At 36.6% G+C, this 17,503-nt stretch carries 9 protein-coding genes; 2 read left to right on the top strand and 7 right to left on the bottom strand.

Annotated elements, in window-relative coordinates; genetic code table 11:
* Window positions 1-182 precede the first annotated feature (182 nt).
* Both AAC084_RS09955 and AAC084_RS09950 read left to right on the top strand, forming a co-directional pair.
* Window positions 183-2,420, top strand: coding sequence for a hypothetical protein (locus tag AAC084_RS09955; protein WP_339840027.1), 2,238 nt, complete (start codon window positions 183-185; stop codon window positions 2,418-2,420).
* A 53-nt stretch (window positions 2,421-2,473) separates the two neighbouring features.
* On the top strand, window positions 2,474-4,603 hold the full coding sequence (locus tag AAC084_RS09950; protein ID WP_339840026.1) for a two-component regulator propeller domain-containing protein: 2,130 nt from the start codon (window positions 2,474-2,476) through the stop codon (window positions 4,601-4,603).
* A gap of 104 nt (window positions 4,604-4,707) precedes the next feature.
* On the opposite strand, the gene AAC084_RS09945 is transcribed toward AAC084_RS09950, so the two are convergent.
* The 7 genes from AAC084_RS09945 to AAC084_RS09915 all read right to left on the bottom strand — a co-directional run bounded on the left by AAC084_RS09945 (window position 4,708) and on the right by AAC084_RS09915 (window position 16,955).
* Complete coding sequence (locus AAC084_RS09945; RefSeq protein WP_339840025.1) at window positions 4,708-5,940, bottom strand: sugar MFS transporter; 1,233 nt, start codon at window positions 5,938-5,940, stop codon at window positions 4,708-4,710.
* 48 nt (window positions 5,941-5,988) lie between these two features.
* Entirely contained in the window at window positions 5,989-7,368 is a 1,380-nt protein-coding gene (locus AAC084_RS09940; protein ID WP_339840024.1) for a DUF3748 domain-containing protein, read from the bottom strand.
* Window positions 7,369-7,421: 53 nt separating this feature from the next.
* Window positions 7,422-8,093, bottom strand: coding sequence for an SIS domain-containing protein (locus tag AAC084_RS09935; protein WP_339840023.1), 672 nt, complete (start codon window positions 8,091-8,093; stop codon window positions 7,422-7,424).
* Between the two features lie 31 nt (window positions 8,094-8,124).
* On the bottom strand, window positions 8,125-9,108 hold the full coding sequence (locus AAC084_RS09930; RefSeq protein ID WP_339840022.1) for an ROK family protein: 984 nt from the start codon (window positions 9,106-9,108) through the stop codon (window positions 8,125-8,127).
* A 68-nt stretch (window positions 9,109-9,176) separates the two neighbouring features.
* On the bottom strand, window positions 9,177-11,507 hold the full coding sequence (locus AAC084_RS09925) for a hypothetical protein (RefSeq protein WP_339840021.1): 2,331 nt from the start codon (window positions 11,505-11,507) through the stop codon (window positions 9,177-9,179).
* 378 nt (window positions 11,508-11,885) lie between these two features.
* On the bottom strand, window positions 11,886-13,574 hold the full coding sequence (locus AAC084_RS09920) for a SusD/RagB family nutrient-binding outer membrane lipoprotein (RefSeq protein WP_339840020.1): 1,689 nt from the start codon (window positions 13,572-13,574) through the stop codon (window positions 11,886-11,888).
* A gap of 21 nt (window positions 13,575-13,595) precedes the next feature.
* Window positions 13,596-16,955, bottom strand: coding sequence for a SusC/RagA family TonB-linked outer membrane protein (locus tag AAC084_RS09915; protein ID WP_339840019.1), 3,360 nt, complete (start codon window positions 16,953-16,955; stop codon window positions 13,596-13,598).
* Window positions 16,956-17,503: the final 548 nt, after the last annotated feature.

The raw sequence follows: 17,503 nt of genomic DNA, 5'->3' as shown, positions 1-17,503 counted from the left end.
AACACTTTAAAACTAAAATTTGTCATCAGTGGTATTTTAAGATAAAATATCATGTAAATCATGTAATATATAGGAAGTAAAAAACGTCAAAAAAAAGTTAATTTGTTAATGGGTTATTAAGCTATGTTCTAGAACTGATTTAATCAAACTCACAACCAAACCTTCTAAATTTTGACGATTCTATGAGAAAAGTAAATCAATACTGCATTTGGGTAGTTTCATCACTACTTTTATCGTGCGGTAGTTCAATAGAAAAAAAAGAGCCAGTTGTTTCGGTACCCGTCTATAAAGATGTACCCTATAAACAAGATTTTGCTATAAAATTCAACACCCTTGATAAAGAAGCTTCTTTATCAAGAGTGTTTATGGATAGAAATAAGGTAATTCAAATTGCATCTTCAGAAGGAATTCTACGTACTCATGATGGTCAATTTCTCTATCCTGGTTCACTGGTAAAAGACAAGACTTATCGTCCGCTAACTGATAAACATGTACAAAATATTACCGTTTTAAAAGATCAATTTGTTTATTTAGATGATAAAGCAGTGTTTAGTAATTCATGGGCAGGTAGCTTATACCTTACGCATGAATTACCAAATGCATTTACCGTGGCGGCTGGTACTGATTTTGAATTTCTTATTAGCGATGGTAGCACTCTTCAATTTTTGTCAAAGGAAAAAGCGCCATGGACAGGTATATTAGTAAACGATCAAGTTCAAGACATTTTATTTGAAGAGAACAGTAAAAATTTCTGGATTTTAGGAAAAAAATCAATTGCTAGTTTTGATACTTCTACGAGCGAGCTTAGAACATTATATCAGGAAAAAAACCTGACTGCTTTTACCTTCTTCAATGATAATTTAGTTGTTGGTACAAAGTCTGGTTACATAACCATAGATCCATCATCGGGCAAACAAATTGGGGAAGTACAAAAAAAACTTCCTTTTGATGAAATTACTGCCATGACTACTATCGATGGTCAACTTTGGTTTGGTTCTACCAAAGGGGCTTTTAAATTACGTGAAGACGGTAAATATGATTATTACTTTGGAAAACGTTGGTTGCCAAGTAATCATGTAAAACATATTTCAAAAGGTATTGATGGATCAATATTGATACTTACTGAGGCTGGATTAGGTCAAATTATATTTAAAGAAATGACTCTCTTTGACAAGGCGATGTACTATGAATCGCAAGTTCGAAATAGACATATCCGTTTAGGCTTCAATGCTAATTTAGTTGATTTAGACGATGGGAATATTGATTCTGGTCGACTTTCAGATTCTGATAATGATGGCTTATGGACAACCATGTATTTGGCTGGTGAGGTTTTTAGATATGCCGTTACCAAATCTGATGATGCCTTGCAAAATTGCATAGAATCTATGGATGCCATGGAACGCTTATTTAGTATCAATCCGGTACCTGGTTTTCCTTCGCGTTCTTTTGAGCGTAGTGGCTATATTGAAAAATTGCATGACCCAGACCGTTGGCAACATTCAAGTGATCCTGAGTGGGATTGGAAATCTACAACTAGTAGTGACGAGGCGATTGGACATATTTTTGCGTATGGCGTTATGGCCGAACTTATGGACAATGAACTTAAAGACCGCGCAATTACTCTTATCGACACATTAATGAGCCATGTAGTTCGTAATGATTTATATATGGTTGATTACGATGGTAAACCAACAACTTGGGGTAGATGGAATCCCGAATATGTAAATGAAAGACCTAAAATGGTTGGTGACCGTAAAATAAACGCCTCCAATATAATTGCCATGCTACAAACAGCATATCATTTTACAGGAAAAGAAAAGTATAAAGAAAAAGCTTTCGATTTAATAGATAACCACGGGTATTTAGAAAACCTAATGTGGCCCATGAAAGATGTTGCTCGTGCTCCCGATGATGCAGATGATTGGAGTAAAATGCTATCGGAATCATGGAACCATTCTGATGATGAAATGTATTTTGTTGGGTATTGGGGCTTATACAAATATGCCTTTAATGATTCTCTAAAAGCAAAATACAAAGAGGCAATTATTGACCATTGGGAAATTGAACGCCCAGAAAAAGAAGGTGCATGGAATATTATGACCGCACTAACGGGTACTCCAGATTTTGATTTAGATGAGGCCGCATGGTATCTACGTGAACATCCTATGGATCTTGTTTCTTGGAATATTGAAAACAGTCATAGAAAAGACATTGAAATAATCGAACCTAATTTTAGAGAGCAAACGATAAAAGAAGTTCTCCCTCCTGATGAGCGCCCTGTACAACGTCACAACGGCAATATGTTTCGCTTGGATAAGACTGGTAATGATGGTACCGAAGAATATTCTGCTGGCGATATTTGGCTTCTCCCCTATTGGATGGGTAGATATTTAGGGGTAATAAGCGAACCTCAAGAATAGGCATAAACTTTCAAGGGTATTCAAAAGAAACAAATCATTCAATCTAATATATTATGAGGGCCATTTTATTACTAATTATAGTGCTATTTCAATCTTCATTTAAACCGATTGGGGAGGAAAACAAATTCAGACAAGATGTTGCGGTCATACACAATAGCGAACAAGGTCTTCCAAAAGGTGCTATTGATAAAATACAAATTCATAACAATGCGCCCTTGGTAATAGCTTCGGGCGAAACCTATCAATGGAACGGGAATGAATGGACAAAATCAGGAAGTTCGTACAATGAAAAATCGTTATCTAAATTTAAAAATCTGCTTGAGAATTCGGGAAGAGTACTTTCAGAAATAAGTTATCAAGGAAAAACATATATCGGTTGTGAAAATGGTTTATTTATTAAAGTTAAAAAAAACCAATGGAAACAGATATTACCTACCGATGAAAACTATAGCTGGGCACTAAAAGATGTGGCGGCCCTAGTGATAGACTCAAACGGTAATCTATGGTTTGGTTCCAAAGAAGGTATTGGTAAAAATACTAATGGCACATGGCAATTATATACAGGTAAAGAAGGCGTGCCTTTTAACAAGTTTACCTGTGCTTCTGCAGGACCTAATGGTGAAGTATGGTTCGGTACGGAAAATGGTGCCATAAGGGTTGAAAATGATTACTTCTACTATCGTTCTTCAAGACGTTGGTTACCTGACAATCAGGTAAATGATATTACAGTAGATAAAGATGGTACGGCTTGGATTGCTACCAATAATGGTATTGGTCAAATAATTTCTAAGGAAATGACCTATGAAGAAAAGGCAGCTTATTTTACCCAACAGACGGAAGAAAGACATAATAGAATGGGCTTCATTTGTCAAAACCAACTCAGTGAGCAATTTAATATAGACAGTTATGAACTTGCCATTTCAGATAATGATGGTCAATATACTGCGATGTATGGTGCAGCACAAGCTTTTCGATATTCCATTACAGGAGATAAAGAAGCAAAAGAAATAGCAGATAGAAGTTTTAAGGCTGTAAAATGGTTGGTTGATATTACTCCAGAACCTGGTTTCCCTGCTCGTGTTATCATTCCTGTTGATTGGCATGAACCGGTAAATGAGCAGTACAGCAAAGAATACAATAAAAGAAATCAAAAAAATGACCCATTTTGGAAAGATATCTACCCCAGATTTCCGTTAAGCGAAGATGGTAAATATCGATGGAAATGTGATACCAGCTCTGATGAATTGGCAGGACATTACTTTTATTATGGTATCTACTACGATTTAGTTGCTGAAACCCAAGAAGAGAAAACCGCTGTTAAACAAGTGGTTGCGGATATTACTGACCACCTTATTCGTCATAGTTTTAAATTGGTCGATTATGATGGTAAGCCTACACGTTGGGGCAGCTTTGATCCTGATTATTTCAATTCAATTTGGGGTTGGGATCAACGTGGATTGAATTCTATGATGATGCTTTCTTTTCTTAATGTTGCCAGTCATGTCACCGAAGATCCTAAATATGACGAAGTAGCGAAAATGCTACGTGATGAAGAAAATTACCACATCAATGCCATGCATCCTAAAGAATTTTTTCCACCTGAAAACGTAGTGCCTTGGGATAACAATCTTGGATTGATGAGCTTTTATGGTTTGATTAATTATGAAAAAGATCCAGAACTTTTAATGATGTATCGTCTTTCTCTAGAATATGCTTGGTTAAATATTAGCAAACAAAAAAATGCTTTTTGGGATGGACTTTATGGAGCATTAGCGAATTCTTTTACGAAAAAAGTAAACGAAGGCTATTTTAAGACAAGTGAACTTTTCAAAGAAAATCCCTTGTTTGCTCAATCAGTTATTGATCGCTATGGTAAAAGTAGTCTTGATACCAAATATATTAAAGAAACCCTGCAACGTATCCCCTTAGATCTTATTGGATACGAAATGGACAATACCCATCGTCTTGATATACTTTTCGATACAACACCAGCTCAGGAAGCCGATATGGGGTGGGGAGTGGACTCTTATGCACTTCCTGTTGATGAACGCGGGCATGTACGATTAGATAGAGATGCTTTTGACTTTCACGATTCAGAAGGAAATGGCTATTCAGAACACGAGGGCACTTTTTATCTTTTGCCCTATTACTTCGCGAAATATCATGATTTAATTCCTCAATAGGATAAATCGAGAAGCACGAAAAAATAGCGCCTGTTTGAAATCTAATCTTCCATTCTATTCGGAAATTAAATTTTAAACAGGCGCTTCATATTGTATAAAACATATTAATTGTTTGCTTCTACTTGAGCTAATTCATTAGCCCCAGGTTTATATCCGTAAAGCGCATAATAAATGATAAATGCGTAGCACGATAGTGGTATTATATAAGAAAGATGAAGACCTACAGCAGGCATATCGGCCAACACTCCCTGTAGTAGTGGTAATATAGCTCCACCAACGGGCGCCATCACCAAAATACCGGCAGCCTTATTTGTGTATTTGCCTAGACCTTTTACTGCCAATGTAAATATATTAGACCACATTATCGAGTTAAAAAGACCAACGGCCAACATTGCCCACATAGCCACATAACCATTTGTTAGTATGGTTACAGCCAGTAAAACTACAGAAGCTAAAGCTGAAAAGCATAGTACTTTTTGAGCACTCGCTTTTTGCAGAATGGCAGCACCAAGAAAACGACCTATCATCAAACCACCCCAATAAAGTGGAATATAAGTAGCAGCTTTTTTCTCAGCAAACCCAGCAATATTAGCTTCCCCTAAAAAGTTGACTATAAAGCTACCTATAGCCACTTCTGCACCAACGTAGAGCATTAAAGCAATAGCGCCTAATCGCAATTGCCTAAATTTCAATACATTCCCTTTTACTTTCACACCATCGGTTTCTAATACTTTTGGCAGTTTTAAGAAAAAGAAAACAATCGCAATCAAAAAGGCGAAAATAGCTAAGCATACGTACGGACCTTCTACAGCAGCCGCTGCCTCCTTTGGAGAATTATAGTGCCCTAATATTAAAAAACCACCTGCTAAAGGTGCAAGTGTGGTTGCTAAAGAATTAATGCCTTGTGCTAAATTCAATCGACTGGAAGCAGTTTCAGGATTCCCTAAAATAATCACATAAGGGTTAGCTACCACTTGAAGAATTACACTACCTGTAGCCATGGTAAACAAACCGAATAAAAATAACGGGTACGAAACAGACCATGAAGCAGGCAAAAATAAGAGCGCTCCCAAACCAATCGTAATCAAGCCGGCAGAAATACCTTTTTTATATCCGATACGCTCTATCAGTAGACTCGCCGGAATCGCCATTAAGAAATATGCCCCAAAGAAACAGAACTGTATTAGCATTGTTTCTGTGTAGCTCATATTGAACAAGCCCTTGAAGTGTGGAATTAAAATATCATTAAGTGAGACGATTATCCCCCAAATAAAGAAAAGTGTAGTCATTAGGGCAAAAGCACCCCTGTACTTGTTGGTTTGAGTCGTATTTTTCAATGTTGTAGAATTAAATTATTATTCTGTTTTTTTACCCATTCGGGCGTTTTATAAAGCAAGGGTATCTAGAAGCTCTAAAATGAATATTTGTTTATATTCATTATTTTGCTTGCCATCAATTATTCGTGATTCGCTAGCATGGGGCATATTTACATTATAAGCCAACATTTTCCCATCGGGAGATACGACCAATGCTTCTCGGTTTAAATTATCAGGAGTCAACATAATCGACTTTCCAAAATCGTCTGTACTACCTACATAACTAGCATAAACCTTTCCATCACTAATAGAAAACAACCATTCGTCAGAAGGATGCCAACGGACATTACTGGCATCGGCTGTATAATTTGTCACCTGTATCGGTCTCTTTTTTGTATCATTCACCATATCAGAGCCGTCAACAGGTATTATAAACACTTGTAATATGCCCTTTTCATCTTTTGATAAATAAGCAATCTGTTTGCCAGAGTATGCCCCTCGCACAATACCATCATCGTTTATGCTATGTGTCAATCTTTTTATTATAATGCCTTTTGGAGGTTCTGGATAAGTATTAGCATCACCAGAATAGGCAGAAGTAATATCAACAGAACTTGATATGTCAGCCACAAAAAGGGAAGTTTCATAATCAACTCCGTTTTCGGCGCGTACTTTTCCTATAAAGGCACGTTTTGACCCCAAAGAATCAACCCAAGAATCACCAAAGGCCTTTTCAATTTCCCCTGGTTTTGATTCGCCCTTTTTTACTGGTTTCAATAGTACTGCAAAATAATGACTGAATCCTTCCGGTGCATTAATATTGTTTTCCATATAACCTATGGTGCGATCATAATCTTGTTGTAAAAAGTCGTCGTAAGTGAAACCGATGCGTTCCCCATTTTTCGAATATTCATGTCGGTGTGTACCACCTCGCTGTGCTCCTGGAGTTGTTGGTCTATCGGTGGCTACATCCCTTAAATCGGCAATCGAAAATTCTCTTCTTCCGTCGGCGCTGACAATAGCTCCATTTCTATTTCTTATATCATAATATCCCCGAACATCAACTTCTTCCAACTTAGGTCCATGAATAAAAACTACCTTATTTTCTGTTGGATGATACGAGACAGCAGCAACACCCGGTGCAGCATTTTCTCCTGAAACCGATTTCGGTTGCCACAAAACTGTTTCCTCTCCACTTGCTATGGCTACTTTTTCAACAGACTTGGAATTGGCAAGATTGGTATTGAACACCATGTATCGGGTGTCGTAACACAAAAAATGCCCGTCTGGAGAAAAATTATCATTGTTATCCAAAGCATGGGACTTTGCATTGAAGGTAATTTGCTTTTCAGTCATTATTTCATTTTTGGACATTACTTTTTCTTTACAACTCATCATGAGAAAAAAAACCATGATTAATATGGCACTCGGAACTTTCAAACTACTCATTTGTTAAGTTGTTTCTTTAATAGGTACTATATAAAACACAGATATTAAATGTTTTAAAAAAAATTCTCCTCGACCATAATACAAAGAGCATGGTATACAGGTAAATGAAATTCTTGTACTGCTGCGGTACTTGTTGCGGGGACGCATACTGCCACATCGCACAAAGATTTGATTTTGCCTCCCGTCTCCCCAAGCAAACCAACGACCTTCATACCCAAAGCTTTTGCAGTAATGCAGGCATCTAAAACATTGACGGAATTCCCCGAAGTACTAATGGCCAATAAAACGTCATTCTTTTTTCCATAGCCCAACACTTGTTGCGCAAAAATGAAATCGCCTCCAATATCATTTGAAATCGCAGAAATTAAACCACCATGGGCGTTCAATGAGATTGCCGACAATCCTCTTTCTAATTTCGAAGCCAATATTGCCCCCCTTTCTCCTGAACTTTTTTGAAGTTTTTTTTCAAATTCATCGGTAACCGGACGTTTCTTGGAAAAGCTTTTCATCAATTCTCCCACGATATGATCTGAGTCGGAAGCACTTCCACCGTTACCACATACCAACAGTTTACCATCGTTTTGATAACATTCGACCAATACTGCACCCGCTTTTATTACCGATTCTTTACAGGTTTCAAGTGCTGGATATCGTTGTATTAAATTTTCGACTATATCTTCTAATTTCATATTCCCCTTCTTATATTTTAACATAAGGTTATTCATGTTAATTCCTATTTGTTCTTGGTTCTCCTATTTATTGCATGGCAACACCTAGCGCTGCATAATCTCCAATTTTATCTCCTAATTTGGCAGGTAAAATACGACACACTTCAAGCGCTGCGTGGATAGCTTCTTTTTCGAGTACCTCATAAACCAACGGTTTTAGCAAGGCTTCATTTCTAGCATAAATGCTACCGATGACTATACATTCAGGATTTAAGGTATCGATAAGTATGGCCAACGCCTTGCCGAGATACACTGCAGAAATTTTTACAATTTCCAGTGCTACCTGATCTCCTATTTGAGCTGCAGTAAAAACCGATTTCGCTGTAATGGTATCGATATCTTCCAAAGAAGAGCAAAACCTGACGGTATTATTGTTTTTTAGTTTATGTTCAACAGCACTTTTAGCCAATTGTGCAATACCTCCACCACTACAAAAACCTTCAAAAGACCCCGCTTTACCAAAACCTATAGGTCCGTCATCAGCCAAACGAAGGTGGCCCACCTCTCCCCCAAGGTCATTGGTACCCGAGTATATTTTACCATTTAGTATGAGTCCGGCACCCATTCCAGTTCCAAAGGTCAGAAATATCATGTTCTCGGTTCCTACTCCTGCCCCCATCATCCATTCAGCAAGCGCACAGGCATTGGCATCATTTTGAAGGGCTACACGCACCCCAAATTCTTCCTCAAGGATTTCTACTATTGGAATATCATCCCAGCCCGGTAAATTTGGTGGTGATTTTATCAATCCCATTTTTGAGCTAAGTGGACCGCCACAACTTATTCCTATTTTTATCAGCTTTTTACGATCATATTTTTCGAAAATCCGGTGAATATGCTGCTTAAATTCATCTAAGATAGCTGTAGGTCCACGCTCTACTTTTGTTTCAAAAAATACTTTCTCATAAATATTGAAATTACCATCACCCAACACAATGGCACATTTGGTACCACCAATATCAAGGCCTACATAAAAGGCCTTAGGTTCTTTTGAATGTGTTTGGTCCATCATTTATTTATATTTGTTTTTCTTAAATCACCAAGAACAAAGTCTGGTAAAAAAATATTGAAGATTACCTTTTACTGTTTTAATAGCCATACATCGGTAACTCTAGACTGCTTTCTCCAATTTAAATGTTCCTCATCGGGTTTATCAAAAGTGATCTTTAATTTTCCATCTTGAATCAGGTCTTTCGGAAGTGGAAATTCCTTAAATTGTTCAAAACCTTTTTCATATTTAGTAGGCTTCAATCTTTGACCATTAGCTCGTAAAAGCGCCTCACCATATCCAGAAACACGTATAAGATAATTTGTATCGGCTTCAAGTTCGTCATATTCCAAAGTTGGAGAAAACTGAAATAATTGGGTGGACAACCGTTTTCTACTTACTCCGTCATTTTCCCATAAATAGTCAATGGCGTCATCTGTTTCAGAGGTCACATGTTTGGCATCGGCACTCGAAATGTTATCATAAAAACTACCATCTCCAGGGAATTCGTACGTTCTAATAAATTCAAGTCTTGCCAATTTTTCCTTTTCGGTAGCGAGCTTTTCGACCTTTTCAAACTCATCTTCTAGCCACCATCTATTATTTAAAGGGTAATCTATAAAGTCTAGAATCGCCCCACGTTCCGCACTACGAGCATTATACTTTGACACACTTGTCTGTGCTCCAATGGAGTGAAACAGCCCTTCGGCATAGTCAAAAACTTTCTGTTTTAAATTTTGAGCCACCAACTCGGTATCCGCTTTTTCTAAAGAAATAAGCGCATCATTTACAGCTTTTTCTGTTCCTATAGTATCAGCATTGGCAAGAATTTCATAGGCTTTGAATTCGAGACCCTTTTCATAGGTAAGCCTTTCTTGTATATAAGCATCGTAATAAGCACGCATAACCAATTGCTGCCATCTCCAATTTTCGGATAACTCGGGGTGTTGGGTTTCTAATTTTTGCCAAATAGTCAAGGTTTCTGCAATAACGTTATTACCTAAAACAGGTCCGACCCAATTTTGTTCCAGAGCAAAAATTCCTTTTGCAGATTCTTCGGCAACTTTTGGTCCGAAGAAAAACTGGCAATATTCAAAAATAATATCATGCACATCTTGCTTGGAATCCCAACCCAATTGGCTCCAAACTACTTTATTTACGTCATCATGAGAACCATCGGAATAGGTAATAAAACCATCGGTATACCCAATATCCTTATTAAACAACTTAGTGTATTGAAGAGGTTGCGGATTACAAGGTTCACGCCCTAATGTCAAGGCAAATGCCTGATCCCATCGCTCTACAGGATAGTGACACCGTACCGTATGAGTGATATCAGGATAAAAACGGTGCAAATACTTTTCAGGCAATAGCTCACGTTCAACATCTATAGGCGGACTACTTGGCCCATAAACAAGCCCTTTTAACCAATCAGGATTATCAGTTTTCAGATACTCAAAAAAATAAGAAACCTTTTCTTCATTAAAACCCTGCAGAGACACCCAAATTCCAGCATCGGGATGATATTTTTTTAATACTACAGATAAATCTTTAAGATAAGGTATCAATTTGGAAGGATGGTTTTCGCCCGGATCGCCACCAGGAACAAATACACCATCTAATCTTGGGCATCGGGCATAAAATGCTTCTTGTTCTTCCAAACCCTTTTGATGTGCATTTGGGATGTTTAAATCATGCGGAGCAGGGGTCCAAACCCAATAATCCGCATCATATTTTTCGCATATTTCACTTAAACGAACTTCCATTTCCTGTGGATTCACTTTAAAATGAGGACTGGACGAAGGGTCTTGAAAAGGTATATTTTCAAAACTGTTGGCACCAAAAAGTACTTGTTCCCGAAAATGTTGGTCGAATTGTTCAACCGTCCAAGCATCCCAAGAATTCGCTGTATTTCGATACCCGAATTGATGTCCACGAAGCGCATATTCGGGAACTGAAACAATATCCAAATCATTGGCGATTTGTATTTGTCCAGTTTCCATTTCAGCAATCCGCAGCAGTTTACCAATACCATAAAGTACTCCTCGAGCATCGGCACCGATAATCCACATAATATCTTTTTTTCCTTCTTTTTCATGAACAATACGATAGCCTTCCTTTTTTATAGGTGATTCATCGACACCTTTCATATCAGGAACTTTTTTACCAATAACATCGGTATCGCCTTGCAAGACTAAGGCAATTGTAGTGTTTGAACTCCAATCGTTTGCTTTGGACAATTTAATTGTAGTGCGTTTTTCAATTTCCTCGACCAACACATTTTCCGCAGTTTCACGAATAGGGTTTTTAATATCTGTAGATACTAAAATAGTTGCATCTGATAGATCCAAACTATCATTCACTTGCTCAGTACAAGAGAAATTTAAGCCCAATAGCAGTAATAATAATATTGCTTTTGACATTATTTTTCATATTTCGAATTAATGGGTACTATTTTTTTCAATATCCATCACATATCTAAATCCTACAGGATAATCACTGATTTTTTCAGGTAATACATAGTACCGTTGTTAGGTACAAATGATCATTAAAAACTAGAACCATCGCGCATTACTTTCTAATTTTCTAGGTACTGTTCTTTCTCAACTTTATATATTATTGAGAATTTAATTGATTTTTAACCCCCTAATATGAGCATTACAGTTTGCTTATAAATTGACAATACTCTTTTTCATATATCTAAAGCTATTCTATATAAAATTGCCTGGGAAAACCCAGGCAATTTAAAAAACTAACACAAACAATATTATTGCAAAATAATCTCTCGCATAGAATTTCTATTACCACGGTTGTGAAACACCTTGTACTATCCAAGGTCTTGCATATGGACTGTCATTAGAATCAGTAGTACTATAAGGTGTACCTTCTAAAGAAGCAGCACCAGCGGCATTATTAGCACTATTTAAATCAATTTCATCACTAGGGTAAATAAATCTTAATGGCATAACATCTTCACGAGCAAATGGACCTGCTTTTAAGTCAGGAAAACCTGTTCTTCTCCAATCCATATAAGCTTCATCTCCATTGAACATATTAGCAATCCATTTTTGCTGCATAACGATATCTAATGTGCCATCGAAAGCAACACCTGTGTTTGTAATATAATCAGCATAGCTATCACCAATACCCCAAACATCTAAAGAAGCCTTAATTCCTTCCAAATAATTACCTTCTGCATCAGAACCCCAGCCTCTTACTGCTGCTTCAGCTTTTAAGAATGATAATTCTGCGTAAGAAAATAATCTAGATTTCAAAAGGTTTCCACCATCATCTTTCTGGTTGAAAACTTCATTCATTCTTGATACATAAGCGTTTGTACCCCCTCTTGAACCTTCTGAATTTAAGTTATACTCATATGGATCAACACTACTTACAGCCACCGGCAAACCAACATATACACTACTGGTATCAATTAGTTTTTTGTCTGCTTGTAAGTCTGCGGCATATGTTGCTGCCGAGTATATCGCGTAATTGTTGGCATCTAATGTCTCTTCATTAATATAACGAACACCGTCAGCTTCTACTAAATCACCTCCACCTGGCACCTCAGCAGCAGGTACTACCTTAGTAGGTATTGCAACAGGAGCAAACCAAACCGAAATTCTAGGGTCTTCTAATTCCTTTAACATGTCAGTTAAAGTAGTACAAGGCTTAACTCGATAAAATTCAGAAGCAGAACCGAACTGTCCACTATTAGGCCAAGATTGATCTTCAACACCGCCTAAATAATTCAATACTAGTTCATCATCGATTTCGCTAAACAAAGGTTTAGCAAGTGTACTTGTTACCCCGGCTTGAGCAAAAGCAGGTAGTTTTTCAGATAAGCGCATATAATAACGCAAAGCTAAAGAGTTGGCCAATTTTTGCCACTTTGAAGCGTCACCTCCATAAAATACATCTTGATTATCTAAGACTCCTTCATAATTTGCAGCACCTAAAAGACTTGAAGCAGTTTCTAAATCTGCAATGATTCCTTTATATACGGTTTCTTGCGAATCGTAAGCTGGTCGTTCTCCTTCTAACTCAATTCCTTGTAGGGCTTCAGAATAAGGGATGTCACCATAGTAATCGGTTAAATTACCGAACAACATTGAATTCAATATTAAAGTAACTCCCTCATGAAAGGTTAAACCAAGTTCTACCGCTCTGTCATAAGCAACTTTATTCGTTCGTAATAATTCGTAATTCTTTGACCATATGGTACCTGTTTCCCAATCGTAACGATTGCTTGACCAAGAATCACGCTGCGTAAATTGAGCAGCATTACCGGTATCATTCCCGTATCCTCTGGCTGTTGTAGTTGTTGCCAAACCAGTCATTACAGCACTCATCAACAAATTGGGGTCGGCCTCACTAGGCTCTACACCATTAGGGTTCTCATTTATTTCAACTAGATCGTTATCGCAAGAAACTACAAGCAATAATGGAATCAATAGAAATATAATAGCTATGTTTTTCATTATTTTCATCTTCTTATTTTTTAATTTTATTTAGAAACTTGCGTTCAATTTAATACCTACTGGAATTGCCCATGGCTGAACATTAAATCTTTCAACGCCCTGTGACAGTACACCTCCAGAATTTTGGAAAGCAGATTCTGGATCAATATTGATTCCCGCTTTTGTCCATAAGATGATATTACGACTAAACAACGAAAGCGATAAATTGCGCATTCCAATTTTCTGAGAAAATTTACTATCAAATGTATAGCCAATTGAAATCTGTCTTAGTTTTAAATAATCAGCATCAAAAGTAGAAGCTCTGGTAAAATCCCAAGCATAGTTATCACCGTAGGTATGATATTGTGTACCTGGTCCACCAATATTCTCTTGGTCAGCTACAAAATTACCATCTTCATCATAAGATCCGATGACCCCTGGTAAAAATACACCATCATTCAAATCATCAACCGGGAAACCGCCATATTCAGCTGTTGGCCCCCCAACAAGTGGGTAGAAATCACCATTTGGCGATAAAAACTGATCAGCATTATTTTTAATATAGGTTGGTATATCACCAACATCACTTAAATCATGTACTTTATCTAGCCATCTTGTTGTTTGAAGATCTGACTCATAATAACGATGTGTTTGAGAAACGAACTGTCCACCTTTTCTCCAGTCAAAATTCATTGATAGATTCCAGTTTTTGTACTGAATTGATGTTTGTAGACCCAATTTAAAATCTGGATTGTAATTGCCAATAACTGGAGCCGCTCTATTTCCATCTTCATCAGATAATGTACGATCACTATCTTCCCATCCTTCGTCATCTAATAAAGGCCAACCATTATATGGAGAATTTGGATCATCAACACGAACAAAATCACGATCTATAATTTGACCTACTTCTTCGCCTACCCAAGTATATGCTCCACCTTTTGCTTCGCCCCAAAATTTTACAAAATCAGTACCATCAGCTAATTCGGTTATAATCGTCTTGTTAGTTGAATATGTTAAATTCATATTCCAACGCAAATCTGCTTTGTCAATTAGAACTCCTCCTAAACTAGCTTCAAAACCAGTACTATTCAAATTACCTGCATTAAAAAGTTTACTTGATGCACCAGATGAAATAGGAAGAGATTTTTGAAAAATTTGATTTTCATTGTCAGACTCGTAATATGTTAAGTCCATAGTCAAACGATTCTTGAAAAGCGACAAATCAACACCATATTCCGTAGAAGTATTAAGTTCAGCTTTAATCTTATCGTTCTTTAAGTCAGCAGGCACTGTCAATTGTGACGCCGTGCCCCAATCACCAGAATTACTCAATATTGTAAACAAATTGTGTGCGCTGGTATCATTACCTGCCTGTGCCCAACCTACTCTTAATTTCAATAAAGACACGTTTGTACCTAAATTAAAAATGTTATTCATTAAGATACTTGTAGAGACCGATGGATACAAGAAACTGTTATCGCTATCAGGTAATGTACTTGACCAATCATTTCTAAGTGTTGCATCTACATACATCATGTCTTTATAACTAATATTACCCAAGGCATACAAGCTGTTTACACGCTCTTTTGTTTGTATTTCTGAATATTCAATATTGTCGGATGCAATGTTTGATAATAGGAAAAGGTTTGGTATGATTAATCCTGAACCACCATTTTTAGTTTGGGTAGATACAATACCATTATTTACATTTCTAGTATTACCACCACCAGATAAACCAAAACTAAAGTTCTCACTTAATTTATCTTTATAGGAAAGTAAAAAATCAGCGTTGCTTTCAACTCCATCAATATTCACTATACCGTAAGCTCCGTTTCTCTCTCTATTAAAGCCACTTGAAATCGTAGTCTCTCTAACTTCATGACTATCATTATAAGCGTAACGTAGCATAAGGGAAAGTTTGTCTGAAAATTTGTAATCCCCTTGAACGTTACCATATAATCTCTTTCTCTCGAAACCATTGTTTATTTCATTCGCAACAAAATAAGGATTATTAAACTCAAACTCAGATGGATCATCTCCAAAATTATAAGGTGTATTCTGACTCTGACCTTCTATTAACCAATAATCTTTTAAATCACGAACATCAATATGAGGATTAATATCATAAATTGCCTGTAACGGATTAGCATTTCTATCAGTCGTAGATGGGCGGTTATCTGCACCTGAAATAACATACTTTAAACTTGTCGTTATTTTTAATTTGTCATTTACATCAAACCCACTGTTGATTGCAAAAGTATTTCGTTCTAAATCAGAATTTGGAATAAAACCCTCATGCCTCATATTCGTATAAGACATACGATAATTCATGCGATCGGTATTATTTTCGATAGCAATAGTATTCGTTGAAGTAATTGCAGATTCAAAAAAGTTTTTTGCATTATTCTTGCCTCTAGAAGTTAAAGGAGTTGCATTTGCTACGCCACTTGCAATTTCATCAGCAGTATAAGGCCATTGAATTACATTTAAACCGGCATCTAATTCTGGACCGATCCATCCTGAAGAATTTTCATCAATTGCAGAAGTGGTTGGATCTGGACGGCTACCGTTAGCAAAGAGATTACTCTTTTCTAAGAACTTATATGGTGTTTCATATACATTGCTTGAACTAAAAGAAATACCTAAGCCCTTACTTTTTTTACCAGATTTTGTGGTAATTAGGATGACACCGTTACCACCTCTAGAACCGTACAATGCAGCTGCACTAGGTCCTTTCAATACGGATACACTCGCAATATCATCTGGATTCACATCACCAATACCTCCACCATAATCTACTGCAACACCGTCACCTACATTTCCAATATTAGTTAGACCACTTGAAAGAGGCACCCCATCAATTACGTATAAAGGTTGGTTATCTGTTGTTAGTGAAGATGCTCCACGTAGAATCACACTTACAGTAGACCCAGCACCACCGGTTGAATTTATCTGAACACCTGAGACCCTACCATTTAATGCATTTAATGCATTTTCTTGTGTAACTGTAGTAAGGTCGTCACCATCTACTTCGGCAACTGAATACCCAAGGGACTTTTTCTCCCTAGTAATTCCTAGTGCGGTAACTACTACTTCATCTAATGCCTCAGAGGAAGCCTCCATAGTCATATTAATAGTAGTGCGATTACCTACAACAACTTCTTGTGTAGTCATTCCCAAATAAGAAAACACTAAAACTGCACTATTATTTGGTACTTGGATGGTGTAATTTCCATCAAAATCAGTAGATACCCCGGTAATAGTTCCTTTGAGTACTACTGAAACCCCGGGTAACAATTCTCCATCAATACTGCTGACGACTCCCGTTACCTCTTCTTGAGCATGTGCGATGCCAAAAAACATGCTTAACAGAAGAAACATCAACCATTGTAAGTTTCTTTTTTTCATAGTTGTTCGATTAAAAAATTTTAGTTTAGTTATTTTGATAAAACAAATCTATCCTAAAAATTATGTTAAAACATATAGTATCATATTATATTCATGTGATATTTTATCTTTTTTGACTATTAATTAACTAATTATTTAATGAAAGGTTAATATTGCATTAGTCTTATTTATTGAAAGATTAAGATATTTATTACATTTTATATAAGTTTCCTCACTAAATGGCAACTATTTTAACGGAAAAGATCAATGCATAATATTTTTTATTCAGATAGGCAAAAAGCCTCGGTTATGTACTGATTTAATTTGAATTCTTAACACATTGGAAATTTGCAGAAATTTTAAAACTAAAATAAGAGTCAATGATTAAATCTAAATTGGAAACCTAGTATTATAGAAAACTTAGGATTCAAGAAAAGTGTTCTACTTGAACCAAAATAAAATAGTAGAAAATTCTTTAACTATTAAAATAGATGCTTTGACACCTATCTATTAAAATACAAGACAATAAATATCTTCTAGTTATTATTTTAACCATTAGCTTCATTGAG

The sequence above is a fragment of the uncultured Maribacter sp. genome (assembly GCF_963977385.1).
GTDB lineage: Bacteria > Bacteroidota > Bacteroidia > Flavobacteriales > Flavobacteriaceae > Maribacter.
The sequence above is the reverse complement of the archived record's forward strand: the minus strand, read 5'-3'. Positions and strand labels throughout refer to the sequence as shown.